25 protein-coding genes are annotated in these 26,764 nt (G+C 71.6%); 15 read left to right on the top strand and 10 right to left on the bottom strand.

What is annotated here, in order from left to right:
- Positions 1–6 precede the first annotated feature (6 nt).
- The 3 genes from ACN27J_RS08775 to ACN27J_RS08765 all read left to right on the top strand — a co-directional run bounded on the left by ACN27J_RS08775 (position 7) and on the right by ACN27J_RS08765 (position 2,771).
- Entirely contained in the window at positions 7–444 is a 438-nt protein-coding gene (locus tag ACN27J_RS08775; RefSeq protein ID WP_421365026.1) for a hypothetical protein, read from the top strand.
- 72 nt (positions 445–516) lie between these two features.
- Positions 517–1,461 (top strand): RNA polymerase sigma-70 factor, encoded by a 945-nt coding sequence (locus ACN27J_RS08770; protein WP_421365024.1) that lies wholly within the window; start codon positions 517–519, stop codon positions 1,459–1,461.
- Positions 1,462–1,562: 101 nt separating this feature from the next.
- Positions 1,563–2,771: an NAD(P)/FAD-dependent oxidoreductase gene (locus tag ACN27J_RS08765; protein WP_421365022.1), complete on the top strand. Its 1,209-nt coding sequence runs from the start codon at positions 1,563–1,565 to the stop codon at positions 2,769–2,771.
- 141 nt (positions 2,772–2,912) lie between these two features.
- On the opposite strand, the gene ACN27J_RS08760 is transcribed toward ACN27J_RS08765, so the two are convergent.
- Entirely contained in the window at positions 2,913–3,854 is a 942-nt protein-coding gene (locus ACN27J_RS08760; protein WP_421365020.1) for an SDR family oxidoreductase, read from the bottom strand.
- A 212-nt stretch (positions 3,855–4,066) separates the two neighbouring features.
- Between ACN27J_RS08760 and ACN27J_RS08755 the strand changes: the two genes are divergently transcribed.
- Complete coding sequence (locus ACN27J_RS08755) at positions 4,067–4,912, top strand: helix-turn-helix transcriptional regulator (protein WP_421365019.1); 846 nt, start codon at positions 4,067–4,069, stop codon at positions 4,910–4,912.
- A gap of 47 nt (positions 4,913–4,959) precedes the next feature.
- Here ACN27J_RS08755 and ACN27J_RS08750 read toward each other — a convergent pair whose 3' ends face one another.
- A complete protein-coding gene (locus ACN27J_RS08750; RefSeq protein WP_421365017.1) occupies positions 4,960–7,791 on the bottom strand; it encodes a glycosyl hydrolase family 95 catalytic domain-containing protein in 2,832 nt (943 codons plus the stop codon).
- Positions 7,792–7,954: 163 nt separating this feature from the next.
- Positions 7,955–10,873, bottom strand: a complete 2,919-nt coding sequence (locus ACN27J_RS08745; RefSeq protein ID WP_421365016.1) for an AfsR/SARP family transcriptional regulator — start codon at positions 10,871–10,873, stop codon at positions 7,955–7,957.
- Between the two features lie 134 nt (positions 10,874–11,007).
- Here ACN27J_RS08745 and ACN27J_RS08740 point away from each other — a divergent pair, with 134 nt between their 5' ends.
- The 6 genes from ACN27J_RS08740 (at position 11,008) to ACN27J_RS08715 (ending at position 17,794) form a co-directional block, all read left to right on the top strand.
- The gene (locus tag ACN27J_RS08740) at positions 11,008–11,868 is read left to right on the top strand and encodes a hypothetical protein (RefSeq protein ID WP_421365014.1); all 861 of its coding nucleotides are present in this window, start codon (positions 11,008–11,010) and stop codon (positions 11,866–11,868) included.
- A gap of 205 nt (positions 11,869–12,073) precedes the next feature.
- Positions 12,074–13,204 carry a 3-phosphoserine/phosphohydroxythreonine transaminase gene (gene serC, locus ACN27J_RS08735; protein WP_421365012.1) on the top strand — a complete coding sequence of 377 codons (1,131 nt, stop codon included), beginning with the start codon at positions 12,074–12,076 and terminating at the stop codon, positions 13,202–13,204.
- Positions 13,205–13,216: 12 nt separating this feature from the next.
- Positions 13,217–14,056: a 2-oxo acid dehydrogenase subunit E2 gene (locus ACN27J_RS08730; RefSeq protein ID WP_421365010.1), complete on the top strand. Its 840-nt coding sequence runs from the start codon at positions 13,217–13,219 to the stop codon at positions 14,054–14,056.
- Positions 14,043–15,377, top strand: coding sequence for a cytochrome P450 (locus tag ACN27J_RS08725; RefSeq protein ID WP_421365008.1), 1,335 nt, complete (start codon positions 14,043–14,045; stop codon positions 15,375–15,377). Before ACN27J_RS08730 ends, ACN27J_RS08725 begins: the two co-directional genes overlap by 14 nt.
- The gene (locus ACN27J_RS08720) at positions 15,374–15,946 is read left to right on the top strand and encodes a hypothetical protein (RefSeq protein WP_421365006.1); all 573 of its coding nucleotides are present in this window, start codon (positions 15,374–15,376) and stop codon (positions 15,944–15,946) included. Before ACN27J_RS08725 ends, ACN27J_RS08720 begins: the two co-directional genes overlap by 4 nt.
- A 183-nt stretch (positions 15,947–16,129) precedes the next feature.
- The gene (locus ACN27J_RS08715; protein ID WP_421365005.1) at positions 16,130–17,794 is read left to right on the top strand and encodes an ArnT family glycosyltransferase; all 1,665 of its coding nucleotides are present in this window, start codon (positions 16,130–16,132) and stop codon (positions 17,792–17,794) included.
- 34 nt (positions 17,795–17,828) lie between these two features.
- On the opposite strand, the gene ACN27J_RS08710 is transcribed toward ACN27J_RS08715, so the two are convergent.
- Entirely contained in the window at positions 17,829–18,734 is a 906-nt protein-coding gene (locus ACN27J_RS08710) for a LysR family transcriptional regulator (protein ID WP_421365003.1), read from the bottom strand.
- A 92-nt stretch (positions 18,735–18,826) separates the two neighbouring features.
- Here ACN27J_RS08710 and ACN27J_RS08705 point away from each other — a divergent pair, with 92 nt between their 5' ends.
- The 4 genes from ACN27J_RS08705 to ACN27J_RS08690 all read left to right on the top strand — a co-directional run bounded on the left by ACN27J_RS08705 (position 18,827) and on the right by ACN27J_RS08690 (position 21,866).
- Complete coding sequence (locus tag ACN27J_RS08705) at positions 18,827–19,849, top strand: SMP-30/gluconolactonase/LRE family protein (protein ID WP_421365001.1); 1,023 nt, start codon at positions 18,827–18,829, stop codon at positions 19,847–19,849.
- 228 nt (positions 19,850–20,077) lie between these two features.
- Positions 20,078–20,764, top strand: coding sequence for a hypothetical protein (locus ACN27J_RS08700; RefSeq protein ID WP_421364999.1), 687 nt, complete (start codon positions 20,078–20,080; stop codon positions 20,762–20,764).
- A 10-nt stretch (positions 20,765–20,774) separates the two neighbouring features.
- Positions 20,775–21,095 (top strand): hypothetical protein, encoded by a 321-nt coding sequence (locus ACN27J_RS08695; RefSeq protein ID WP_421364998.1) that lies wholly within the window; start codon positions 20,775–20,777, stop codon positions 21,093–21,095.
- Positions 21,096–21,119: 24 nt separating this feature from the next.
- The gene (locus ACN27J_RS08690; RefSeq protein ID WP_421364997.1) at positions 21,120–21,866 is read left to right on the top strand and encodes a hypothetical protein; all 747 of its coding nucleotides are present in this window, start codon (positions 21,120–21,122) and stop codon (positions 21,864–21,866) included.
- Positions 21,867–21,911: 45 nt separating this feature from the next.
- On the opposite strand, the gene ACN27J_RS08685 is transcribed toward ACN27J_RS08690, so the two are convergent.
- The 5 genes from ACN27J_RS08685 to ACN27J_RS08665 form a co-directional block, all read right to left on the bottom strand.
- The gene (locus tag ACN27J_RS08685) at positions 21,912–22,538 is read right to left on the bottom strand and encodes a hypothetical protein (protein WP_421364995.1); all 627 of its coding nucleotides are present in this window, start codon (positions 22,536–22,538) and stop codon (positions 21,912–21,914) included.
- Between the two features lie 70 nt (positions 22,539–22,608).
- Positions 22,609–23,040: an HIT family protein gene (locus tag ACN27J_RS08680; RefSeq protein WP_421364993.1), complete on the bottom strand. Its 432-nt coding sequence runs from the start codon at positions 23,038–23,040 to the stop codon at positions 22,609–22,611.
- Between the two features lie 9 nt (positions 23,041–23,049).
- Positions 23,050–23,553 (bottom strand): hypothetical protein, encoded by a 504-nt coding sequence (locus tag ACN27J_RS08675; protein WP_421364992.1) that lies wholly within the window; start codon positions 23,551–23,553, stop codon positions 23,050–23,052.
- Positions 23,550–23,999 (bottom strand): DUF305 domain-containing protein, encoded by a 450-nt coding sequence (locus tag ACN27J_RS08670; protein WP_421364990.1) that lies wholly within the window; start codon positions 23,997–23,999, stop codon positions 23,550–23,552. The genes ACN27J_RS08675 and ACN27J_RS08670 overlap by 4 nt, the downstream gene beginning before the upstream one ends.
- Before the next feature lie 65 nt (positions 24,000–24,064).
- Positions 24,065–24,757: a DUF4386 domain-containing protein gene (locus ACN27J_RS08665; protein WP_421364989.1), complete on the bottom strand. Its 693-nt coding sequence runs from the start codon at positions 24,755–24,757 to the stop codon at positions 24,065–24,067.
- Positions 24,758–24,943: 186 nt separating this feature from the next.
- Between ACN27J_RS08665 and ACN27J_RS08660 the strand changes: the two genes are divergently transcribed.
- Entirely contained in the window at positions 24,944–25,513 is a 570-nt protein-coding gene (locus ACN27J_RS08660) for a hypothetical protein (RefSeq protein ID WP_421364987.1), read from the top strand.
- Positions 25,514–25,530: 17 nt separating this feature from the next.
- Here ACN27J_RS08660 and ACN27J_RS08655 read toward each other — a convergent pair whose 3' ends face one another.
- Positions 25,531–26,763, bottom strand: a complete 1,233-nt coding sequence (locus tag ACN27J_RS08655; protein ID WP_421364985.1) for an endonuclease/exonuclease/phosphatase family protein — start codon at positions 26,761–26,763, stop codon at positions 25,531–25,533.
- Position 26,764: the final 1 nt, after the last annotated feature.

Here is a 26,764-nt window from a genome sequence, read left to right as displayed (position 1 = left end):
GAGTCGATGCTGACGCGACGACCGCCCCGACTGACAGCCGTACTGCTGGTCGGGGCGGTCGTCGCGCTGAGCGCCTGCGGCTCGGCGGCCGAGCCGGGCGACGACGGCGACGGCACCACCGCCACCCGGGCACCGGACGCCGCAACGAGCCCGGGGGCGCTGCCGGTCCGCGACGACCTGGTTGACCCGCAGGTCGTCGCCTGGCGCCGCTGGCGCGCCGTCGACGACCGTACGCTCGAATTCACCGTGACCGCCGGTCCCGCCGACTGCTACGGCGCCGAGCCGCAGGTGCAGGAGAGCGAGACAGCGGTGCGCGTCCAGATCCGGGTGGGCCGGCTGCCTGAAGCGGCCGACGAGGAATGCCCAGCGATCGCCCTGGAATCGGCTGTCCTGGTACGCCTGGCCGCGCCGCTGGGCGACCGCGAGGTCGAGCAGTTGAACTGACCCCGTCCCGTGCCCCGGGTCGTCGTGCATGGCGGCACGGCCGGGTCGAAGGCCGCGCCTACCATCGGGGTCATGGCACTGACGGCGGACGACGTCGACCGGTTCGAGGCGGCCCGGCCACGCCTGGCGGCGATCGCCTACCGCCTGCTCGGCTCCGCCAGTGAGGCCGAGGACGCCGTACAGGAGACGTTCCTGCGCTGGCAGGCCGCCGACGTCGACCGGATCGACGTCCCCGAAGCCTGGCTGACCAAGGTCCTCACCAACCTGTGTCTCAGCCAGTTGACCTCCGCGCGGGCCCGCCGCGAAACGTACGTCGGCCAGTGGCTGCCCGAGCCGCTGCTCGCCGGCGACCCGATGCTCGGCCCGGCCGACACCGCCGAGCAGCGCGAATCCGTCTCGTACGCCGTCCTCGCCCTGATGGAACGCCTGACCCCGCACGAGCGGGCCGTCTACGTCCTGCGGGAGGCGTTCGGCTACCCGCACCGCGACATCGCCGGCATCCTCGGCGTCTCCGAGGCCGCCAGCCAGCAGATCCTGCACCGGGCCCGGCGGCACCTCGCCGACGGCCAGGCCCGCACCGAGGTCGACCGGGTCGCCGCCCGGCGGGTCGTCGAAGAGTTCCTGTCCGCCGCCACCAGCGGTCGGATCGAGCCGCTGGTACGCCTGCTCACCGGCGACGCCGTCTCGATCGGCGACGGCGGCGGGCACGTCCCGGCCCGCGCCACGCCGGTCGTCGGTGCCATCGCGGTCGCGAAGTTCCTGCGCGGCCTGTTCACCCCGGGGGCGGCCAAACGCGCCCTGCTCGGCGGCTCACCCGAGGTGTACGCCTGGACCGCCAACGGTGACCCGGCGGTCGTGGTCGTCATCGACGGCCGGGTCATCGGCGTCATGTGCCTGCAGGTCACCGCCGACGGCGTCGCCGTGGTCCGCAGCCAGGTCAACCCCGACAAGCTGCACCGGGCCACCACGTCCTGGGCCGCCGCCGACCACGGGGAACCGCTGTTCATCGCCTTCTGACCCCACCGTGTGAGCTGCGTCACGCCGCTGTCGCGTCAGCAAACGCGGGGCTGCCCGGTTCAGGTGGCGTCACACCCCGTGCAGACAGACAGGAGCAGGACATGCGGCACCGCATCATCGTCCTCGGCGCCGGCTACGCCGGAGCCACCGCCGCCGGCCGCCTCGCCCGGCGGCTCGACCCCGCAGACGTCGCCATCACCGTCGTCAACGCCGAACCCGACTTCATCGAACGCGTACGGATGCACCAGCTGGCGACCGGCCAGGACCTCAAACCCCGGCCGTTGCGGGAGATGTTCGCCGGCACCGGCGTCGAGCTGCGGATCGCCACGGTCACCGGTGTCGACGTCGACGCCAGGACCGTCACGGTCGCGGACGCGGCCAGCGACGGCCCCGACGGCAGCGGAGCCGACACCCTCGGCTACGACACGCTCGTCTACGCCCTCGGCAGCGGCTGGAACCCCGGAGCCGTCCCCGGCGTCGTCGAACACGCCGACGAGATCGCCAGCCGGCCCGGCGCGCTGCGGTCGCGGGACCGGCTGGCCCGGCTCGCCGCCGGGCAACCCGTCGTCGTGGTCGGCGGCGGCCTGACCGGACTGGAAACCGCGACCGAGATCGCCGAGGCCCGCCCGGATCTCGATGTCGCCCTCGCCGTGCGCGGCGGCCTCGGCGACACCCTGTCGCCGAAGGGCCGGGCGCATCTGCGCAAGGTCCTCGCCGGGCTCACCATCACCGTGTACGAGCACACCGCCGTTACCGGCGTCGCCGCCGACCGGGTCACCACCGCCGACGGCGGCACCATCCCGGCCGCCGTCACCATCTGGACCGCCGGGTTCGCCGTCCACCCGATCGCGCGTACCACCGGATTGCAGCTTGCTGACAGCGGCCAGATCGTCGTCGACGGCACCATGCGCTCGGTGTCGCATCCGGACGTGTACGCGGTCGGCGACGCGGCCCGGGCGATCGGCCCCGGCGGCAAGCCGCTGCGGATGTCGTGCGCCTCGGGCACCCCGATGGCGTGGCAGGCCGCCGACTCGATCGCGGCCCGGCTGACCGGCGGGAAACTGCCGAACGCACCCCTGCGCTACTTCAACCAGTGCATCTCGCTGGGCCGTCGTGAGGGCCTGATCCAGTACGTCACCGCCGACGACCGCGCCAAGCCGGCGGTGCTGACCGGACGGCTCGCCGCCGGCTACAAGGAGCTGGTCTGCAAAGGCGCCGCCTGGGGCGTCGCCAACCCGACCCTGCGGCTGCCGACCCGCCGCCGCCGCGTAACCCGCAGCGCCGCCCACACGGGCACCGCAGCCGGCTGACCCTCAGCCGTCGAGCGACACTAGCCGGCCTGGTAGACGTAGGTGGGGCTGCCGGGCGCGGTGACGTGGAGGTCGCGGCGGACCTGATGACCACCGACGAAACTCGACCGTACGGCGTCCCCGCGGCCGCCCCACGTGAGGTCACCCGGCCGGGATTCTGGTCCGGGTGAACTGCTCCGAGACCTGCCACATCCGAGCGGCGTCCTCGGTGAGCAGCGGGGAGAAGGTCCGGTGCTCGACCGGCGGGCCGCCCAGGTTGCCGAGGCCGCTGGGACCGTACAGCACACCGCCTTTCGCGTCCGGGGCCGTCGCGGCGAGCAGCGCCGGCAGGGCCGCCGTCTCGACGGTGCCGAGCAGGATGCCCCGGGCGGACAGGGCACGGATCAGCCGTACCTGCGGGGTGTCCTTGCTGCGGCCGACCTCCGGGCGGGCGGCGAGCAGGCTGGTCGGGGCCACCCCGGGGTGGGACAGGTTGCTGGTGATGCCCCAGCCCTCGGCCTGGCTGCGCCGGTCCAGCTCCAGCCCGAACAACCCGAACGCGATCTTGGATTGACTGTAGGCGCGCTGCCCGTGGTAGCCGCGTTCCCAGCCCAGGTCGTCCCAGTTGATGGTGCCGCTGCGGGCCGCGATGCTGATCTGCGAGGTCACCCGGGCCCGCCCGGCGCGCAGCAGCGGCAGCAGGTTGCCGACCAGCGCGAAGTGCCCGAGATGGTTCGTGCCGAACTGCAGCTCGTGCCCGTCCGCCGTCGTCTGACGCTGCGGTGGGGTCATCACCCCGGCGTTGTTGATCAGGATGTGGATCGGCCGGTCCTGCGCGAGCAGGGTCTCGCTGAGGGCGGTGACCGACGCCAGGCTGGACAGGTCGAGGTCGCGCAGCGAGACGTCCGCGCGCGGGGCCGCCGACCGGACAACTCCCATCGCGTGTTCGCCTTTACGCCGGTTGCGTACCGGTAGGACCACCTCCGCCCCGGCGGCGGCCAGTCGGGTGGCGATCACCAGGCCCATTCCGTCGCTGGCGCCGGTGACCAGCGCTCGTTTTCCGGACAGGTCGGGAATCGTGATGTCGATCGTTCGCCGTGCCATGGTGCGTCTCCTTCGTCGGGTACCCCACCGATCCTCAGGCGTCGCCGGCACCGCAACCACGGCCTGCCGATCCCCGGCTCCGGCCGGCCCCCCCCCATCGGTCCGGCGGCGTCCCCGCCGGTCCGTCCCGTCGCAGGGGCGGATCGGCGATCCGTGGTTACCGCTGGCCACGGACGGTAGAAACGAGGCAGGACCGCGAAGGAGGCACCCCGATGATCGACCGCGCCGGGCTGGCCGAGTTCCTCCGCAGCCGCCGCGAGGCGCTGCAGCCGGAGGACGTCGGCCTGCCGCGCGGCCCCCGCCGACGCACCAGCGGGCTGCGGCGCGAGGAGGTCGCCGCCCTGTGCCACATGTCGACCGACTACTACTCCCGCTTGGAGCGCGAACGCGGGCCGCAGCCGTCGAGCCAGATGCTCGCCTCGATCGCCCAGGGCCTGCACCTGTCCCTCGACGAACGGGACCACCTGTTCCGCCTCGCCGGGCACCAGCCGCCGGCCCGTGGCGGCGGCGGCGTCACCGAACACATCAGCCCCGGCCTGCTGCGGGTCCTCGACCGGCTCACCGACACCCCGGCCGAGATCGTCACCGAGCTCGGCGAGACGCTGCGGCAGACCCCGCTGGGGGTCGCCCTCACCGGCGACACCACCCGGTTCACCGGGCCGGCCCGCAGCGTCGGCTACCGCTGGTTCACCGACCCGAGCGCCCGGGACCGGTACGCCCCGCAGGAACATCCGTTTCTCACCCGGATGTACGCCTCCGGTCTGCGCCAGATCGTCACCCTGCGCGGCCCCGACTCCCGGGCCGCGCGGCTGGCCGACCTGCTCCTCGCCGGTAGTGAGGAGTTCCGCCGGGCGTGGGACAACTACGAGATCGGCGTCCGCCCGCACGACGTCAAACACTTCGTTCACCCGCAGGTCGGCGCCCTGGAGCTGACCTGTCAACAACTGGTCGACCCCGGCCAGGCCCACTCACTGCTGGTCTATACGGCCGTCCCCGGCAGCGAAAGCCACGACAAGCTGCACCTGCTGTCCGTCATCGGCGCCCAGCCGCTGCGCTGACCGGCGCGGCCGCCCGCCGCGCCTGACGACGCGGCGGGCGGATGACCTCAGGTGGTCGTGCAGACCAGGTCGGTCGGTGGGTTGTTCGTCCCACCGACGCTGGCGAGAAACCCGAAGGTGGTCGAGCCGCCGGCCGGCAGCGACCCGTTGTAGGACACGTTGGTGACCCGTACGTTCGCGCCGCTCTGCGTGTGGGCACCGCTCCACATCTGGGTGATGACCTGCCCGTTGGGGAAGGTCCAGGTGACGGCCCAGCCCTGGATCGGCGAGGCGCCGGCGGTCACGGTTACCTCGCCCTGGAAACCGCCGGGCCACGACCCGGTGACCGCGTACGTCGCCCGGGCCCCGGACGGCGGGGGAGAGCTGCTCGGACTCGGGGTCGGGGACAGCGACGGACTCGGCGAGACCGACGGGGACGGGCTCGCCGACAGGGTCGGCGTCGGTGTCGGCGACACGCCGGGACGGGCGAGCCGGTAGGTGTGTCCGGCGCGGACGGCGAACTGGACCACGTCGGTCTCGGGTTGGGTGGCGCTCGGCGTACCGCCGTCGTCGACGTCGGTGAGAGTGAAGCTGCCGGTGAACAGCCGGGCCCGCAGCCGTACGGTGCCGTCGCGGTCGGCGCGGACGTGGAACTCGTCGGCCCGGCCGTCGTGCCACACCATCGCGACGGTGTAGCCGCCTCGACCCCGCAGCCCGGCGACCTGCCCGGTCGGCCAGGCGGCGGGCAGCGCCGGCAGCAGGTGCAGCTCCCCGTTGTGGCTCTGCAGCAGCATCTCGGCGACCCCGGAGGTGGCGCCGAAGTTCCCGTCGATCTGGAACGGCGGGTGCAGGTCGAACATGTTCGGTGCCAGCCGGTCGGTGCGGACCAGGTCACGCAGCAGCTTGTGGGCGCGGGCGGCGTCCTCCAACCGGGCCCAGAAGTTGATTTTCCAGGCCAGCGACCAGCCGGTGCCGTCGTCGCCCCGGATTTCCAGGGTCCGGCGCGCGGCCTCGAACAGCTGGGGGGTGCCGCGCCGGGTGATCTGGTTGCTGGGGTGCAGCCCGTAGAGGTGGGAGACGTGCCGGTGGTTGCGTTCCGGCTCGACCCAGTCGGCCAGCCACTCCTGGACGTTGCCCCGGGAGCCGATCCGCATCGGCGCCAGCCGGTCGCGGGCCGCCCGGACCTGGGTCCGCAGAGTCGGATCCACGCCGAGGACCTCGCTGGCCCGGGCGACCCCGTCGAACAGGTCGCGCAGGATCTGGTTGTCCATCGTGGGTCCGGCGCAGACGCTGGCGTCGCCGTGGTGGGCGATCTCGGGGGAGTTCGACGGGTTGGTGACCAGGTATCCCAGGTTCGGATGGGTGACCAGGGTGTCGAGGAAGAACTGAGCGGCGCCCTTCATCGCCGGATAGTTGGTCTGCAGGAAGGTGACGTCGCCGGTGAACTGGTAGTGCTCCCAGATCAGGGTGGCCAGCCACGCGCCACCGGTCTGCCACATACCCCAGAACGCGCCGTCGACCACCGAGGAGCCCCGCCACCCGTCGGTGTTGTGGTGGGTCACCCAGCCGCCGGCGCCGTACTGCGCCTGCGCGGTCCGCGCGCCGCTGACCGCCAGGTCCCGGACCATGTCGAAGACCGGCAGGAAGCACTCGGAGAGGTTGGTCGTGTCGGCCGGCCAGTAGTTCATCGGCAGGTTGGCGTTGATCGTGTACTTCGAGTCCCACGGCGGGGTCATCGAGTCGTTCCAGACGCCCTGCAGGTTCGCCGGCTGGCTGCCCGGACGTGACGACGAGATCAGCAGGTAGCGGCCGTACTGGAACAGCAGCGCGGAGAACTGCGGGTCGTCGACGCTCGCGTGCTGGGCGATCCGGACGTCGGTGGGCTGGTCGGCCGCCGCCGTGCGCCCCAGGTCGATCGACACCCGGTTGAACAGCGCCTGGTAGTCGGCCAGGTGCCGGCTGCGCAGCTGGTCGAAACCGACGGTACGGGCGGTGTCGAGATGGTTGCGGGCGATGCCCTGGTAGTCGCCGTTGACGGTGCGGAAGTCGACGTAACTGGATCCGATCGAGACCAGCAGGGTGACGCTGGTCGCGCCGGACACCCGCAGGCTCCCCCCGGAGCTGCTGACCGTCCCGCCGGTGGCGATGGCGGTGGTCAGGGCGAGGAAGCGCACCGAACCGGTGACGCCCTCCATGCTCCCGGAGGTGCCGTCGAGTGCGATCGTCGTCGCGTTCGGGCTGGAGACGGAGCTGCGCTGCGGGCTGTCGAAGGTGGCGGTGAAGGTGATCGCGTTCGACCGGTCCGCGGTCAGCCGTACGACGATCACCTGGTCCGGAGCGCTGGCGAACACCTCGCGCCGGTACCGCACGCCCCCCAGCACGTACGTGGTGGTGACGGTGGCCGTGGTGAGGTCGAGCGTACGGTCGTACTGGGACATGCCGCTGGCGGAGCCAAAGGCGAGCCGCAGGTTGCCGACCGGCTGGTAGGCCAGCTGCCCACCGGGCGAGCCCATCATCGTCTGGTTGATCAGGTTCTGCGCCTGGGTCCACTGGTCGGCGAAGACCAGCCGGCGGATCTCGGCCAGCGCGCCGGCGCCGCGCGGGTTGGCGGAGTCGTAGGGGCCGCCGGCCCAGACGGTGTCCTCGTTGAGCTGGAGCCGGTCGGTGTCGACGTTGCCGAAGACCATGGCGCCGAGTCGGCCGTTGCCGACGGGCAACGCGCGCAGCCAGTCGCTGCCGGCCGGTTCGTCGTACCAGAGCGCCATGTCGCCGGCTGCCTGCACCTGTGGTGGCGTCGCCGGGTCTGCGCGGGCGATCGCGGTCCACCCGGCGGGCAGCAGGACGGCACCCGCCCCGGCCGCCCCGGCGGTGAGGAGTTTGCGTCGGGTCACTTCAGACATAGCGGTTCTCCAGGATCCGTACCGGGCGGTTGGCCGCAGGCACGTCGACCCGGCCACCAGGTCATGCATTGATAACGATCGTTGTTAACGTTAACGATCGGGATGGTCCAGTGTCAACGATCTGCCGGGCGCCGTGCAGTGACGGGCGTACGCCCTCGGCGGTTCAGCGCAGCGACGTTGCCGGACGCGCCAGCCGGGTGCGTACGGCGGCGGCGTCCGGGTGGCCGGCCCGCTCCAGCAGCACCAGCGCCGCCGCCCAGTCGCCCCGGGCCGGGTCGACCTGGCCGCAGGCGTACCGCGCGTCGCCGAGGTCGACCAGGGTCTCCGCCTCGCCGCCCCGGTCGCCGATCGCCCGGAACAGCCGCAGCGCCCGCTCGTGGCAGCCGACCGCCGCGCGATGGTCACCGGCCGCCGCCTCGGCACAACCGGCGGTACGCCAGTTGGTGGCCGCCCCGTGCCGGTTGCCGAGCTCGGTGTTGATGGCGAGGGCCTGCCGGCAGAGCTCGCGGGCCTGGTCGGGCTCGCCCAACCGGATCCGGGTCCAGGCGATGTTGTTCATCGCCCGCGCCTGCCCGGTCAGATGCCCGGCCTGCCGGTACAGCTCCAGCGACCGCAGGTCGTAGTCGAGGGCGTCGGCGTCGCGGCCCTGCCGCTGCCGTACCCGGGCGAAGTTGACGTTGGTCTGCGCCTGGTTCGCCCGGTCCCCGACGGCGACGAACAGCTCCAGGGCCTGCGTCAGGTGCCGGGCGGCCTGGTCGGTGCGGTCCAGCTGGGTCAACGCCCGACCCAGGTTGCGGTGCAGATTCGCCTGCGCCGCCTGGTCGCCCAGCCGCACCGCCGCCGGCAACGCGGCACCCTGCACGGTCAGTTGGTCGTGCCACAGCGCCCGCAGGTTGACGTAGCTGGTCAGACTCCAGGCCAGCTCCCAGGCGTGCCGGTCGAAGCGCTCGCGGGACGCCAGATCGACCGCGCCGAGTAGCACCCGGTGCTCGGCCACCAGCCAGCGCATCGCCGCCGCGCCGTCGGCCAACGCCGGCACCACCACCCCGGGTGCCGGGCAGTCCAGCAGGATCGGGTCCCGGTGCGGGTAGAGCAGCCGGTCGGCGGCGTACGCGGTGTGCAGCAGGTGGTCGAGCAGCCGCCGGGTCGCGGCCCGCCGCCGCGTCGCCGGCTCCTGCGCCTCGGCCAGCTCGGCGGCGTACGCCCGCAGCAGGTCGTGCAGCACGTACCGTCCCGGCGAGTGCTCGGTTATCAGGCTGGCGCGGGTCAGCACGGCCAGCAGCCGTCGGGCGGCGGGCACCGTTTCACCGGCCAGGCTTGCCACCGCCGGCACGGTCAGCTCCGGCCCGGGATGCAGCCCGATCAGCCGGAACAGCCCGGCGGCGGCCGGGTCGAGCGCCCGGTACGACCAGGAGAACACCGCCCGTACGTCGGCCGCCGGATCGCCAGCGTCGAACACGTCCAGGCCGGCACCGGCCTCGGTCAGCTCGGCGGCCAGGTCGGTGAGGGTGACCGCCCGGTTCACCACCACCCGCGCCGACGCGACGGCGAGCGCCAGCGGCAGCCGGGCACACCGGTCGACGATCCGCTGGGCGGCGGCCGGCTCCGCCCGCACCCTTGCCGGCCCCAGCCGCCGGGCGAGGAACCGCCGCGCCTCGGCGGCGGTGAACAGATCGAGGGCGAGCGGCCGGGCCCCGTCCACGGCGACCAGACCGCCCAGCTGACCTCGACTGGTCACCACGGTGACGCAGCCCGGCGCGCCGGGCAGCAGCGGGCGGACCTGTTCGGCGTCGCGGGCGTTGTCCAGCACGATCAACATCCGCCGGCCGGCGACCAGGCTGCGGTAGCGGGCGGTCTGCGCGGCCAGCCCGATCGGCACCCGCTGCGGGACGACCCCGAGCGCGGCCAGGAACCCGCGTACCACCTCGGCGGGATCCAGCGCCGCACCGGCCGGGTCGAATCCACGCAGGTTCACGTACAACTGTCCATCCGGGAACCGGTCGCGGCTGCGGTGCGCCCAGTGCAGCACCAGGCTGCTCTTGCCGACCCCGGCGGTGCCGGTGACCACCGCCAGCGGCGGCTGCCCCGGGTCGTCGACCGGCAGCGCGTCCAACTCGACCAGCGCGGCGACCCGGCCGGTGAAGGCCGACGGCGCGGCCGGCAGTTGACGCGGTACGTCGGCCGCCTCTGGCGCGGCGCGCGGGGCCGGAGTCAGAGCCGCCTCCGGGGGTGCGGCCGTGTCCGGGGGTGCGGCCGTGTCCGGGGGTGCGGCCGTGTCCGGGGGTGCGGCCGCCGTCCCCAGTGCCGGGTCCGCGGTCAGGATCCGGTGGTACGTCTGCCGCAGCGCCGCCGCCGGATCGGTGCCCAGTTCATCGGCGAGCCGAGTACGGACCACCTGGTAGTGCCGCAACGCCTCGGCCTGACGGCCGGCCCCGTACAGCGCCCGCATCAACTGACCGGCGATCCGCTCGTCCAGTGGATGCTCGGCGGCCAGCGCGGTCAACTCGCCGAGCAGATCGGCGTGCCCACCGGCCGCCAACCGCAGGTCGACCAGGTCGAGTCGGGCGGCGAGCCGGTCGGCGGCCAGCGCGGTGCGTACCGTGTCGAGCCAGGCCGACTCCAGGGCACCGAACGGCGTACCGCGCCACAGCGACAACGCCTGGGCCAGCAACGCCATCGGATCGTCGACGGTCGCCGACGTCGCGTCGGTCCGCGCGGCGGTCGTGCCGGCCCTGGCCCGCCGAACCAGCTGATCGAACAGGTGCAGGTCGACCAGGGCAGGGTCGACCTGCAGCAGGTAGCCGCCGGACCGGCGGACGATCCGCAGCGGCTCGGCCGGGGCCAGCACCTGCCGCAGCCGGGACAGGTAGCCGGCGAGCGCATTGCGGGCTCGCTGCGGTTGCCGGTCACCCCAGACCCGGTCCAGCAGCCGGTCGGTGGGCACCAGCCGGTTCGCGTCGACCAGCAGCGCGGCCAGGACGCAGCGCTGCCGGGCGTGCCCCAGGTCGAGGTCACGGCCGCCGACCCGCACCGTCACCTCTCCGAGGACCCGCAGCTCGACGTCGGCCGATGCAGTGTCCACCTCTGCAGGATGCCCCGCATCTCGCGATCGAGCAGCCAATTTAACGACTGCCGAAACATCTCCGAAGGTCCACCGGCCACTGTCTGGATCGACGGCACACGCCAGTCACCTCGATCAATCCGAAAGAAGGAGCGATGAACACGAAACACCGTCGCACCGGTCTACGCGTGGCGGCGCTGCTCGCCGCCCTGACCGTCGGCGCGGCCGCCCAACTCGTCGCGACCGCGCCGGCCGCTGCGGTCAGCGGCCTGTTCCGGACCACCCACCTGGCCACCGCGACGAACTCACAGTCACCGAAGTTCCGGGCCGCCGAGTGCCCGGGCGACACCCGGGTGATCGGCGGCGGTGCCCGGGTGACCGGGCCGGCCGCCGGGTCGATCCGACTCAGCGCCCTGCAGCCGGTCAGCGGCCCCGGCCAGACCGACCGGTACGAGGTCTGGGCGGACGAACCGCCGGGCGGCGTCAGCGGCAACTGGGCGCTGGAGGGGTACGCCATCTGCGCACCGGCGGCTTCCGTGCCCGGCTACAACATCGTCCCCGGGAACTCCGCCTACTCCTCGTCGCCGACCCGCAGCACCGCCGCGGGCTGCTCGGGCAGCCAGCGGGTGATCGGCACCGGGGCGAGCGTCACCGGAGGCGGCTTCGGCAACGTCGGCCTGCAGATGTCCCGGGCCTCCGGACCACTGGACATCGCCCGGGCCGCCGCCGCCGAGGACGGCGCCTACTCGGGCAACTGGCGGGTCACCGCGTACGCCATCTGTGCGAACCCGGTGGGGGCGGCGGCCGAAGGATCGGTGCAGACCGGGGTCGCCTCGGCCAGCGACTCCTGCCCGGCCGGTGAGCAGGTGCACTCGGTCGGCGGGGCGACGGGAGCGGGTGCTTCCGGGCAGACCTTCCTGAGCTCGCTCTACCCGAACGCCGGTCTCAGCACTGTGCACCTCACGCTGACCGGTGTGCCCACCGATGGTCTGGCGATCCAGGCGATCTGCGCCTGACCCGACGGCCACGGTGACCCCGGGGCCGGCGGAGCCGACCAGCCGCACAGTGAGAACAGATGGGCCGCAGGGGGCATCCCGCCACCCTGCGGCCCACCAGGGATCCCTCATGTTTCCCTCATTACCGCCTCAGGTATCAGCAGGTCGACCGTGCGATGATCTTGGCGCCTCCCGACACGTCGAGGGTGGCGGTGAGGTGGAGACGGTGTCAGCGAACCGCGAGGTTCTGAACTTCTACGCGGGCCCGACCGGCCTGCCCCGCAACGTCATGGAACGCATCCGCGTCGAACTCGGCGACTTCCAGGGCACCGGGATGAGCGTGATGGAGATCAGCCACCGGGCACCCGAGGTCGAGTTCCTGCTGGCCGACACGACCGAGCGGGTCCGTCGCCTGCTCGGCCTCGGCGACGAGTCCGACGTTCTGCTCCTGCAGGGTGGCGGATCGCTGCAGTTCGCGATGGTCCCGATGAACTTCTCGGCACCCGGTGACCCGGTCGACTACGTCGACACCGGGTACTGGGCAGCCAAGGCGATCCGGGAGCCACGGACCCTCGGACGGGACGTCGCGGTGGTGGCCTCCTCCGCCGACCGGGACCACACCTACGTTCCGCCGGCCGGCTCGATCCGGCCCCGGCCGGACGCCCGGTACCTGCACCTGGTCACCAACAACACGGTGGAGGGCACCCAGTTCCACCAGGCACCCGCCGTTGCGGTGCCGGTGATCGCCGACATGAGCTCCGACCTGATGTCCGACACCTTCGACCCGGCGGCGTACGACGTCGTCTACGCCCACGCGCAGAAGAACATCGGCGTCGCCGGAGTGACCGTCGTGGTCGCGCGCCGCCGCATGCTGGACGACATCGTCGGTGAGCTGCCGGCGGTGCTCGACTACCGGGTGCACCGACAGCACGGGTCGAACTTCCACACCCCGCCGACCTTCGCCATCTACGTGACCTGGCTGATGCTGGGCTGGTTGGCCGACGAGATCGGCGGGCTGGCCAGCATGGGCGGGATCAACCGCCGCAAGGCGCAGATCCTCTACGACTACCTGGACAGCGTCCCGTTCTACCGCACCACTGTCGACCCGGCGTCGCGTTCGCTGATGAACGTGGTGTTCGACCTGCCCACCCCGCAGCTGCTCGCGGAGTTCCTGGCCGAGGCGCAGCAGACCGGTATCGCCGGGCTGGCCGGGCACCGCTCGGTGGGTGGCTGCCGGGCCAGCCTGTTCAACGCCGTGACCGTCGAATCGGTCGAACGGCTGGTCGACTTCCTGCACACTTTCGAGCGCCGCAACCGGACGACGGACCTGCCACCCGATCCGTCCACCGAACGATAGAGACAAGACACGATGAATGCTGCTCCGTTCCAGGAACTGCCCTGGCCGCGTATCCGGGAACTCGTGGTCGACGCGCTGAGCGTCGGCCACCGAACACACATGGCGCATGGCATGGTGGAGTTCGACGTGTCCCGCCCGATGGAGTTGATCGCGCGCTACCGTGCCCAGGTGCCCGACGGGCTGTCGTTCACCGCCTTCCTGGTCTACTGCCTCGGTCACGCGGTCGACGAACACAAGATGCTGCACGCCTTCCGCAAGGGCCGTCGCAAGCTGGTCGTCTTCGACGACGTGGACGTCAACACACTGCTGGAGAAGCGCAAGCCCGACGGATCGCTGGTACCGGTCATCTACGTGGTCCGAGCCGCGAACCGCAAGAGCCTGGCGCAGATCAACCACGAGATGCGCGCCGCCGCCCGTACCGACCTGTACGACGACGAGGGGGTCCGCCGGCGCCGCCAGCTCCTGCGGCTGCCGCGCCCGGCCCGGCGGGCAATCTGGTGGTGGATGCGGCGCGACCCGGCCCGGGTCAAACGTCAGTGGGGCACCGTCGGACTGTCCAATGTCGGATCCTTCATCAGCCCGCGCCCGTCCTGGGGGATCTCGATCTCGTTCCTGACCAGCACGCTCATCGTCGGCGGAATGTACGACAAGGTACGGTGGATCGACGGTGCCGCCGCACCCCGCAAGACCCTCAGCGCCACCGTCACGGTCGACCACGACATCGTCGACGGTGCACCCGGGGCCCGGTTCGGCGAGACGTTGGCCGGGCTGATCGAAAACGCCGCCGGCCTGGATGACGCGTTCGTCACCGAGAGCCTCGCGTTGCAGGGAGCCGACAGTGCGCCGAACTGACCACCCGCCGCTGCGGCTGCGGCTCAGCGCCCTGCGCACCGACCTGCTGGGCGTGCAGAAGCGGCTGGTCGCCGACCACCGTGGGTTCGTCCGGTACCGCGTACTGCACCGGGTCTTCACACTGCTGGCCGACGCGGACGCCAACCAGCGGGTGTTCATCGGAAACCTGCCCGGCTACGGTCGCAGCCTGCAGCACGACAACCTGTCGCTGATCATCGGCCAGGGCCTCATCTGCAGCGACGGTGAGACGTGGCGGCGGCAGCGGACGCTGACCCAGCCGGTGTTCAGCCGGGCGCTGCTCGAACGCGTCGTCGAGATCACCGCCACCCTGATGACCGAGGTCGTCGACGGCTGGGAAAGCGCCCGCGAGCGGGGCGAACCGGTCGACGTCTTCAGCGACATGCAGACCCTGGCCATGCGGGTCATGGCCGTGGCGCTGTTCAGCCACGACCCGAAGACGACCGCCAACGACTTCGTCGACACCGTACGGGTCGGGTTGGAAGTGGTGGTCCGGCGCAACATCAGCCCGGTGACGGTGCCCCTGTGGTTTCCCACCCGGCTGCACCGCCGGTTCGCCCGCCATCTGCGGGCGGTGGACGACTTCGTGGCGGATCGGATCGAGGAACGGCTGGCCGACAACGACCGGTACACCGACATCCTCGGTGACCTGATCCGCGCCTACGGTCCGCAGGCCGGTCAGCACCGTCGGGAACTGCGCGACCAGGTCGTCACCCTGTTCTTCGCCGGCTTTGAGACGACCGGGACGGCGCTGGCCTGGACCTGGCACCTGCTCGGCCAACACGACGAGAGCGCGGGCCGGTTCCGCGAGGAGCTGGCCCGGGTGCTCGGTGGACGGGCACCGAGCTACGACGACCTGGGCGCCCTGGGCTACACCCGGCAGGTGATCCAGGAGTCGATGCGGCTCTATCCGCCGGTCTACACCCTCACCCGCCGGGCTGCCGCCGCCGATGAGGTCGACGGCCACCGGATTCACCGGGGTGACAACCTCGTGATCCCGGTGCACGCGATGCACCGGATGCCGCAGTACTGGCCGGAACCGGATTCCTTCTGCCCGCACCGTTTCGCACCGGGTCGGATGACCACGCAGCAGCGGCGCGCCTATCTGCCGTTCGCCGCCGGGCAGCGCAAGTGCATCGGCACGAACTTCGCCATCACCGAGATGCTCACGGTGCTGGCGGTCGCCGGGCAGCGGGTGCGGCTGACCCCGGTCGACGGGCATCCGGTCGAGGTGGCACCGGCGGTCACCCAGTATCCCCGGTACGGGCTGCTCATGCATGTCGAACCGGTTGGCCCGGCATGAACGACGGCACCTGGTACGGAACACTCGACCCGGCCGACCCGGCGCAGGTGTCGGAGTACGAACAGGACTTCTACCGTGCCTACGCCGGCCTGACCGACAACCGGCTGGTCCGGCTGATCTGGGAGTGGGACGACACCGCACGGCGGCTGCGGACCCGGATTCCGTACCAGGACCAGATTGTCTACTGCTGGCGGGAGGGCACCGGCCGGCTCATCGGTGCGATGGCGGTCAGCATCTCCGCCGAGCGCGGGTTGCAGTCCGCGTCCTTCGGATTCAGCCCACCCGGGTCAACGGGTGCCGGCCGGGGCGGTGGGCGGGTCTGCGAGATCCTCAACGTGATGAGCGCCGGCGGCGGGCATGTCTGGACGCGCGCCACGTACACCGGTTTCATCCGCGACTTCGGCTACCGCGACCTGGTGGCGCGCGGCTACGACGTCGCCTACGCCACCTGCACCCGTCGGCGGCTACGCCCGTACCTGCTGCTGGGCGCCGAGCTGCTGGATCGCCGGTCCATCGACGGTGAGGAGCGCATGTTCCTGCGCTGGCCGATCGGGGCGATGTCGAACTGAGCCGGGCGGGGAACCGAGCACCATCGACGACGCCCCGTGACCGGAATCTACGGCGGTATCACCCAGGCGAAGTGCCGGTCGCGATCGAGTAGCCCGGTAGGCTGCCGGCCCGTGAGCCTTTTGCGCAAGTCGGGAGTCCTCGACCGGGATGTACCTGTTACCTCGGATGACCATCCGAGCACGGTGACGGAGAAATCGGATCGGCCCGGCTGGCTGCGACGGCACCGACGTTGGTGGTATCCGCTGGTCGTGGCGCTGCTGCTGGGGCAGATGGCGTTCGCGATGGTCACCACCGCGGTGGCGCAGGCGCCGACCATCGACGAGCCGGTGTACGTCGGTGCGGCCGCGCTCTACCTGCAGGGCGGCGGTCTGCAGGTCAACCCGGAGCATCCGCCGCTGGGCAAACTGATCATCGGGGCCGGCCTGCTGTTCGTCGACCCGTACATCGAGCCGTCCTTCCAGGGCAACCAGACGGACCTCGGGCGGCACGTGCTGTACGAAGCGGGCAACGACGCCGACCGGCTGCTGTTGCTGGCCCGGTTGCCGATGATCGGGCTGACCCTCGCGTTCGGGTTGGTGGTCTTCGCGTTCGCCCGCGACATCACCGGCCGGGCCGGTGCCCTGATCGCTCTGGCGGTGTACGCGTTCACGCCCGACGTGATCGCGCACGGCTCGCTGGCCACCCTCGACGTGCCCACCGCCGGGTTCCTGCTGACCTCGGTCTGGCTGCTGTGGCGGGCGCGGCGGCGACCGTGGCTCTACCTGCCGTTGGCCGGCCTGGCGCTCGGCGCGGCACTGGCCACCAAGATGAGCGCGTTGGCGGCGGTCCCGGTGCTGCTGGCGCTGGCCGCCTGGTCGGTCCGGCACGCCCGGCCGGCCTGGCCGCCCCGCCCGTCCTCACCCCGGGCCCGGCGGTACGTCGTCGCCGGCGCGGCCGCGACCGCGATCGGACTCCTCGCGTTGCTGACCGTGTGGGTGAGCTACCTCGTCGTCGACCCACGGCTGCAGACGGTGCCTTCCGGCTCGGTGCCGGCGATCGGCGGGTTGCGCGGAACCGTGGTCGACTGGCTGCCGTTTCCGGAGTCGTTCCGCGACGGCATGCGGATCCAGTTCGGCTTCGAGGACTGGAAATGGGGCGGGTACCTGTTCGGTGAGACCTACTCCGGCCACCGGTGGTACTACCTGCCGGCCGCGCTGCTGGTGAAGACGCCGCTCGGGGCGCTGGCGCTGTGGCTGGTCGGCGCGGCCGCGATGCTGTCGGTGCCCCGGCTGCGCCCGGCCGCCGGATACCTGCTGGTGCCGGCCGGCGTACTGCTGGCCGTCGCGATGACCGGCTCCCGCGACCTCGGCGTCCGGTACGCGATCGTCGTCCCGGTCTTTCTGGCCGTGGCGGCGGCGGCCGTGACCGCCGTACGGTGGCCGGCCGCCGCCCGGTACGCCCGACCGGCGGCGGCCGTGCTGGTCGTGCTGATCGCGGCGAGTTCGGCCCGCGCGTTCCCGTTCTACCTGCCGTACGCCAACGAGGCGTTCGGCGGCCCGGCGCGCACCTACCACCATCTGCACGACTCGAACGTGGACTGGGGGCAGGACCTGAGCCGGCTCGCCGACCGGCTTCGGCAGCGGTACCCGGACGAGCGGGTGTGGCTGGCCTACAAGGGCGCCGGCGTGCCGGAGTACTACGGCATCTCCGCCACTGATCCGCGCGAGGTGCCGCCCGAGGAGGTACGCGGTCTGCTGGTGGTGTCGAACACCTGGGTGGCGACCACCGGCGGTGAACTACGCGAGCTGATCGACAGCAGCGAGCCGATCGACCAGGTCGGTCACTCGATCACCATCTTCCGCCGCTGACCCGGTGACCACCGCGCGTATTTTCGGTGGGAGCTCACCGGTGCCGGTCGTGGGCGAGCCGCCGCGCGAGCCGGGCGACGGCCAGCCCGGCCGGTGACGTCGCGTCCCGCCGCCACACCAGCTCCAGATCGGGGGCGGGCAGCTCGTCGGTCAGCTGGAGCACCACCCCGTCCACTGTGGGTAGCTCGGCGAGTGAGCGGGGCACCAGGGCGAAACCGTCAACGTCTGCCAGCCCGATCCGGCGCCACCCCAGCTGCTCGCAGTCGACCACCTCGACGGCTACACCGGCGCGGGCGCAGGCGGCCAGGATCGCCGACCGGTAGCCGGGCGTCAGCTCCTCCGGTGGCAGACTCAGCCGGCCGTCGGCCAAGTCGGCCAACCTGACCGCGTCCGATCCGATAGCGGTACGCCCGGCCAGCGGATGCCCGGCGTCGACCACCGCCACCAGCGGCTCCCGGCGTACTGTCTGGCGGTCCAGGTCCTGGTGGCCCGGCATCCCCCGGGACAGCACCAGGTCGAACCGGCCGGCCCGCAGGCCGACGTCCAGCTCGGCCGGCCACGCCTCCCGCGTCCGTACGGTGATCTGCGGATGGGCCGCCCGTACCGCCGCCAGCAAGCGCGGCAGCACCTGCGACGTGGCGCTGGCGACCAACCCGATGCGTACCGTCCCGGTCTGACCCTGCCCGGCGGCCCGGGTAGCCCGGACCACCGAGTCGGCGTCGTCGAGCAGCCGCCGGGCGGACGCCACGAACGCCGCGCCCGCGTCGGTCAGCCGGGTCGGCCGCCGCTCGAACAGCGGTACGCCGAGCTGCCGCTCCAGGTCGCGGATCTGCCGGCTCAGCGGCGGCTGCGCCATGTGTAGCCGGCGCGCCGCGCTCTCGAAGCTGCCTTCCTCGGCGACGGCGACGACGTACCGCATGACGCGCAGCTCGACCGACATACCGGCACGGTATCCCGACATACCCAGGTGATCTTGTTGCGGGTCGTTCCCGCCGGTCAGGCTCGAACCGACCGACCACCGGAAGGGACACAGTGCACACATCTCGACTGCTCGTCGCGGCCACCGTCGCCGCGACGTCCGGCGTACTCGCCGCTGGGCCGACGGCGCCCGCGGCTCCCGCCGCGGCCGCGCCGATCGCGTTCCACGCCGCCTCAGCGCAGGCGCACCACCACCACCAGCGGCCGGGCAGCTACGTGCTGGCCGGCGACGACGCCTACCCGGAAGGCATCGCCCGCGACCCACGCGGCCCGTACTTCTACGTCAGCAGCCTCACCGACGGGCGGATCTACCGGGGCGACGTCCGCTCCTCGCGGACCACCGTCTGGCTGGCCGGCAACGCCGCCGACGGCCGGACCACCGCCGGTGGTATGAAGGTCGACCGGGCGGGTCGGCTGATCGTCGCCGGCGGCGGCACCGGCTACGTCTGGGTGTACGACACCCGCAGCGGCGACCTGCTGCACCGCTTCGCCACCGGCATCCCGAACTCGATGCTCAACGACGTCGCTCTGGCCGCCAATGGCGACGTCTACGTGACCGACTCGTTCCAGCCGACTCTGTACCGGATCCCTGCTGGGCAGCTGCGTGGCGGCGTCGGGGCGACCGCACCGCTGCGGCCGTTCGTCGACCTGCGGGGCACCAGCATCGACTACGGCGACGGGTTCAACCTCAACGGACTGGTGGTCACCCCGGACCAGCGGTATCTGATCGTCGCGGACTACAACGACGGCGCGCTGCACCGCGTCGACCTGCGGCGTCGTACCGTCTCCGCGATCGACCTGGGCGGCGCGGCGGTACACGGCGACGGTCTGCTGATCCGGGGCGGCCTGCTGTACGCGGTCAGCAACGTCGACGGTAACGGGGACACGGTCAACGTGCTGCGGCTGCACCGCCAGGCCACCCGGGCCACGCTGCTGGCCCGGGTCACCGATCTCCGGCTGCACGGCCCGTCGACGGCCGCGTTCGACGGCCGTGACCTGCTGGTGGTCAACTTTCAGTACGGGGCGACCGACCCGGTGCTGCCGTACACGGTGGTCCGGATAACCGCTCGCTGGTGACGATCCGCCGTTCGGCCCCCACACCACGGGTGCGGGGGCCGGACGGTCCGACTGGACCCCACCACAGGTCAGCGGCTGAGCCGCAGGTCCGTGCACCGACCCGAAGTAATTGATGCTGCTGTATGTTATCTGACACCCAATCTGGCTGACTCTGCGTATCGTCGTCGGTGGCGGCGACTACCCGAGTACGGACCGCGCCCGATGTGGTCCGGGCCAAGGAGGGTGCCGATGGCCCCCAGCGGACCTGGCCGACGCCGGCTTGCTCACCTCGTCGGCGTCGCGGACCCCGATGGGCTTCGCGAGCGCGCCGAGGCGTTCGCACTTACCGCCGACCACGACCACGACCACCGGTCCACCGGGCCGCACCACGCCACGGACACCACCGGCACGGTCAGCGTGACGGTTGACGACCGTGCCCGGGTCCTCGACGTCACGGTCGCCCGCCGTTGGCGCGAACGCCTGCCGCCATCGGCCTTCGCGGAGGCGTTGTACGAGGCGTACGTCAGTGCGGTGCGGGCGTCGTTCGAATCCGCCGCGCTCGCCGCGTTGCGTGTCGACGCCGGTCACCGCAGACGGAACGAGCCAGCGCCGGACGATCCAATACCGGCTTCGGACGAGCCGACGCCGGCTTCGGACGATCCCGGCTGGTCCGGCAGGCTGCGGGCGGCCCTGGACCGCAACGGCGCGGCACTGCGGCGGCTGTCCCGCAGGCAAACGCCGCCCGCCGTGGACGAACATGGCGTGCCGAGCCCGCACGGCTATCTGAACCTGCGGCTGCGTGGCCGTGGCCTCGTCGGCGTCATCGGCGACGTGCGACGCGTCGCCGGTGCCGACGCCGCACAACTGCGTGGCGACGCCCTGGCCGCGATGCGGGCCGCCGGTCTCGCCGGGCATCCCCATCAGCTCGGCCGATGAGGAGAGCGAAATGGCTGACGAACTGGACGTTGTCACCGACGCGTTGCGGGCCGAGAGCAGCAAGTGGCACCGTCTGTCCGACAGCATGATGAGTGTCAAGCTCGCCGCCGAGCGGTTGACCCTCGCTCCGACCGCGTTCTACATCGGCCAGGCCAGTGGCGACGTGCACTCCGCCGCGTACGACGAATTCCATGCCTTCCTGACCCGGGTGCTCGGCGAAGCCGCGACCGAGTTCGATGAGATCGGCGCGGTGCTGCGTGATTTGGCCGACCGCTACGACGAGGCCGACGCGGTCATCGCACTCGACCTCAACGACGTCTACCGCCGGTAGCCGATCAGGGGAGGAGAGCCGGCCATGCCACCGCCGGACCAGGAGTACGGCCCGCCGTTCAACGAGGCGTTCGAGCAGATCCACTCCGGCGTCGAGATCGCGGTGGAGAAGTTCAACGAGACAATGGACAACATCAACCGCTGGCAGTGGATGTTCGGTGCCGCCGCGCAGTGGTGGATCCACGACCGGTCGCAGCAGGTCCGGGAACACTTCGCGACGATCCTCGACAGAGTTGATCACGCCGTCGACCACCAACTGCCGGTACTGTCGCTCATCTCCACCAGTTTCCGGTGGCTCGACGAGGTCCGGACCCCGGTGTCCGAGCTGTCCTTCCAGGTAGTCGATCCGCTCGACCAGAACCTGCACCGCTGGACGGGTGACGCGGCGACCGCCTACCAGTCCAAGGTCGGCCACCAGCAGCGAGCTGTCGACGAGACGGCGGTCAAGACCGAGTTCGTCAGCCAGTGGCTGTTCGGCGTCGCGCGGTCGAACGTCGAGTACGCCGTCGAGCTGGCGCGGGTCGTCACGGAACTCGCCGGCCATATGGCCCAGGCCGCGGTCGATACGGCGGCCGTCATCAATATCCCGTGGGCGATCGACGCGCTCGCCGGGGCGGTCGGCGACCTGGTGACCGCCAGCCTGGACAACCTGCTGGCGATCGGGGAGCGGTTCGTCGGATCGATTGGCGAGAAACGCGACCTCGCCGCCCAGGCCGGTGACCATTCGCGGCTGCCGGACGGTTCGTGGCCGCAGGCGGTACGCAACAGTTAGCCGTCGGCGGACGGGCGGCAGCCGGGTCACCGGTGCGGCAACTGGTCAGTTCTGCGGTACCAGGGCCAATGCCGACCCGGCGATGGTCCTGGCCGGCTCCGCGAGCTGGGCGGTGGGGACGAACTCGTTTCCACCGACGGCCAGCCAGACCAGGAGCATCAGGTTGGCGAGCTGCACGTGGATCATGTATTCGGCGTATTTGAACCCGGGCTCCGTGCGCCGGGCGAACGCCGCCGCCTGGTCGCCGAGACCCGGCACACCGCCCTCCGGCAGCATGACCGTGAACTCACCCCGGTCGCGGTACAGCCTCTCGGCATCGGCAACTGTCGCCGGCGTCGCCGCCTCCACCCGCAGGCTGCCAAGATGCCCGCTGCGGGTGATGAGCTTGAACAGGCATGCCGCGCCGGGCGCCGCCTGCGGTGGCGTCGGATCCGTGGACTCCACCGTCAGGGCGAGAGTCGCCAGCGGGTCGAGATCGACCAGCTCGCACAGGTCGAGGCCCACGGCGCCGTACCGGGGACCGGTGGGCGTCGGCGTCGGCTCGGCCGTCGCCGTCGGGAACGCCGGGGGTGACAGCTCCGGCAGGGACGATTCACCGCCGCACCCGCTCACGAGTACGGCGAGTACGAGCGCCACCGGCACTCGCCACCCGGGACCATTCAGTCGAGCCATCGTTGCTGACGGTAGTCGCTGATGCCGACGGTAGCTATCCTGTTACTGACTTTTGTCTATCAATTTGTTTTCAGGGCAGATCGGGCTCGGGAGGTAACGCGGCGGCGACCTGTTCGGCGTACCGCCGGGCCTCGACGTCGTCGGCGTAGCGGCGGCGCGGCCAGAAGAAGCCGCGCAGCCCGTCGCCCCTGGTCCGGGGTACCACGTGGGTGTGCAGGTGCGGCACCGACTGGGACACCCGGTTGTTGATCGCGACGAAGGTGCCGCCCGCGTCCAGGCCAGCCTCGACCGCCGCCGCGACCCGCTGCACCAGTGAGAAGTACCCGGCCAGATCGGCCGGCGGCAGGTCGGTCAGGGTGACCACGTGCGGGCGCGGGCTGATCAGCACGTGGCCCGGGAACACCGGCCGGGTGTCCAGGAACGCCACCCCGGCGGGGGAGTCGGCGACCCGCCACGCGGGGGACTCCCCGGCGATGATCCGGCAGAACACGCATCCGCTCACCGCCGCACCCTAGCCCGGCTGGTGCTCGACCAGCAGGTTCCACCGCACGTCCGCGCCGGCCTCGACCCGGATGGTGACCGGACCGCCCGGGTGGTCCTGGTCGACGTTGCGGGTCTTCGTCACCTCGTCGGCGGGGCACTGCAGCTCGAACCGCATCCCCGGGTCGAGGAACACCGCGAGGTCGGCAGCTCCGCTGGTGGCGGCGGCATCCCCACGGCCGCCGCTGACGCAGTCGAGGCTGACCGACAGTTGGCCGGGCGGGATCTCAACCGTGCCGACCGAGACCGGGCCGCTGGTGGCGGCCACCGAGGCGACGGGCCGGGCGTCGGCCATCGGGTCGGGCAGCGGCGCGACCGGCGGCGGCTGTGCCGCTGACAGCTGATCGACCGGGTCGGCGCTGGTGGCGGGCGGGCCGGTGTCGGCTTCCGACGGGTCGGCGGTGCAGGCTGCGGTGCCTGCCCCGATGGCGACGACGGTGAGTACGACGCCGAGCGTCGCGCGGACGTGACTCATTCGTACCGCTGCAGGATCTGTTTCATCTGGTTGATCTCCTCCTGCTGCGTCTCGACGATCTGTCCACACAGCTCGATGATCTCCGGGTCGGTGATGTCCGACCGCTCGCAGACCAGGATCGCCCGCGAGTGGTGCGGGATCATCGACTTGAGGAACTGCTCGTCGCCGATGAAGCTCTCCTGCCGACCGAAGTAGAACGCCACCCCGAACAGGACGACGAACCCGACCGCCAGGATCACGTTCAGCGTACGGTTGCCGAACATCATCCACATCACCCCGAGCATGATCACCCCCATCGGGGCGACCATCATCAACGCCATGTAGGTGTTGCTGAGGTTGAGGTAGAAGTCGTCGATGGTCCAGATCATCGAGTACGTCAGCAGCAGCATCACCACGAAACTCAGCGTCAACGCGACGCCCAGCCGCAGGTAGCTCCGGTTCATCATCGCCAGCTCTCCGTACGTCGTCGGGCCCGATCGCGGCGTCGCATGTGATCCGCCGCAACCTTCGCCTACCCGCCCTGACGGTGCGGTAACACCCGCGACGGCACCTGTCGCCGGACGCCGACGGTCAGCAGGTAGCCGATCATCCAGAGCTCGCCGACGGTGGCCGGCGCCACGAGCAGGTCGGCGACGATCCGGGCGTCGGGCGCGAGGTAGAGCAGGAACCCGCTCGTGAGGTAGCAGATTCCGCCGATGACGAGCACCCAGCCGAGCGGTCGCGGCATCCAGCGTGACCGGAGCACACAGGTGCCCATCGGGATGAGCCACAGCCCGAAGAACAGGTTGCCCACCCCCCACAGGTTGCCGCTGACCAGGTAGAGAGTCTGGACGATCGTCGCGGCGTCGCCGATCGGCTCGCCCGCGACCTCGACGGCCGTGGCGAGCATCGCCGCACTGCCCATGATCGCCACCGCGTTGACCAGCCCGAACGCGCCGATGCTGCCGGCGGCGAGCGGGTCGGCGGTGCGGAAGAGGCGGTAGAACCAGACGGCGGCGAGCGCCTGGGTGACGACGACACCCAACTCGAGCGCGACGCCGATGCGGCCGAGCGTCTCGTGCCCTACCAGGTTGCCAAGTGTCGCTGCGGGGTCGCCGGCGATGAACAGCTGGGAGCGGACGATCAGAAAGCCGAGCATGGCGGTGATGCCGAGGCCCAGATAGAACACGCCGGTCAGCCGCGCCGTGCGGACCAGATCGCTCATGAGTATTCCCCTCTCGTCCGCCGGGCGTCCGTGGACGTGACCGGCTGTCTTACGCTGTAAGGCAGCCTAACTTACGGTGTAAGGTGCGGGCAAGCGGAGACCGCCGAGAGGACCGGGGCTTGTGGCCGGCACGCGACCTTGTGGCGGCTCACTACCCTGAGGCCCGGCGACGCGACGGAGAATGTGATGTCTCTGCTGGAACACCTGCCGACCATCCTCGCGGTGGTCGTCGGCGGGGTGCTCACCTACGTCGGCACCGGAATCACCGAGCGCAGCCGGTGGCGTCGGGAACAGTCCGTGCGGTGGGACGAGCGGCGGCTCGCCGGGTACGTCGAATTCGCCGCCACCGCCAAGCAGATCGCCTTGCTCGCCTCACGGGTGCTGGCCAGCCGCGGTCTGGTTACCGCGATCAGCCCGATCGGCCGTGAGGAAGGGCTGGCTCGGCTCGGACAGGCCGAGTCGGACCGGTCCGTGTGCTTCGAGTCGATCCTGCTGCTCGCCGACGGGCCGACCATCGCCGCCGCGCAGGCCCTCACCGAGACGTTGTGGAGGCTGGAGGCCTTTGCCACCGGTGACGAACCAGTCGACGAACAGACCTGGCGGGCCGGGTTCGTCGACTACCGCCGTGCCCGGGCGCAGTTCTACCAGGTGGCCCGGCTCGACATGGGGGTGCGGGCAGCGCAGATCCCGATGAACGCGATCGCCTCCCGTGACGCCCGCCCACCGGGATCGCTCGCCGCCACCGGCACCGACTGACCGCGCGGAGCCGCCGCTCAGCAGCGCAGGTCGAGCCAGACGAGCCGGTGGTCCGAGGTCGGGAACCCGCCGGGCAGCGCCGGGTCGTAGTCGCCGACCAGCCGGAACAGCGGATCGTCCGGCGTCGGCCAGAAAACCCCGCTGCCCGCCGTCCGCAGTCGGCGGCTCGGCAGCAGGTAGTCGACCCGCAGGTTGCCCGGCGTACCGTCGGCGAAGTCGGCGGTGTCGTAGCGGGAGTCGCCCTCGTGGGTCAGGTTCGCCCCGCCCTGGCGCTGGCTGGCCGCCGGCCCGCCCGCGCTGGTCGGCGGCCGCCGGTCGTCGACCAGCGGATGCCCGGTGAGCTGCTGGGCCGATCCCGGGATGCTGTCGCCGTCGTACGGGTCGGAGTTGAGGTCACCGGCGATGACGAACCGGGCACCCGGGCGCAGCCCACCACGGCGGCCCCGGTCGTCGTAGATGTAGCCGGACCGGGCCGGGGTGACGTAGTCGGCCCAGAACCGGATCTCGTCGTGGTTGCGCCGGCCGTTGCGGTCCTCCGGGCCGTCGAACACCGGCGGCGTGGGGTGGCTGGCCAGCAGATGCACGGTCTGCCGGCCGATCCGCACCGGCACGTCCCAGTGGCTCTTCGACGACAGCCGTACGTCCGCGAGGGCCTCGGGGGAGTACCAGTCAGCGGGCTCCGGGGTGTCCGGGTCGTCCGGCAGCAGCGCCCCCGGCATGTCGCGCCAGCGGAACGTCTGGAAGGTGCGCAGCGACCGCCGGTCGATCGGGTGACGCGAGTAGACCGCCATGCCGTACTGGCCGGGGAACAGCCCGAAGCCGTACGCGTCGTCCGGGCCGCCGACCGTACCGTCGCGGTTGAGGTCGTGCCCGGACGGCACGCCGGTGTTCGACGGGGCGCTGAACCGGTACGGGTAGTGGATCGGCCGGGCCCCGCCCTGGCCGTGGGACAGGTAGTTGCGCTGGAACAGCTCGACGGCCCGCCCCTCGGCGTCATGGTCGAACTCGTTGATCAGCAGCACGTCGGGGCGGACCCGCTGGATGATCTCGGCGACGTTGGCGGCCTGCCGATCGCCCAGGGTGGACAGGTCGGCCACCAGGCCGCCGTCGACGCCCCGGTTGAGTGAGGCGTTGAAGGTGGCGAACCGGACGCCGCCGTGCCCATCGGCCGGTGTCCCGCCTGCCGTCGCCGTCCCGGGCACCAGCCCTGCCGCCAGACCGGTGGCGATCATCGCCATCAGAGCGGTCACC

It is taken from the genome of Solwaraspora sp. WMMB762 (assembly GCF_049179115.1).
Lineage (GTDB): Bacteria > Actinomycetota > Actinomycetes > Mycobacteriales > Micromonosporaceae > Micromonospora_E.
Note: the sequence above shows the minus strand (reverse complement) of the source record. Positions and strands in the feature narration are given on the sequence as shown.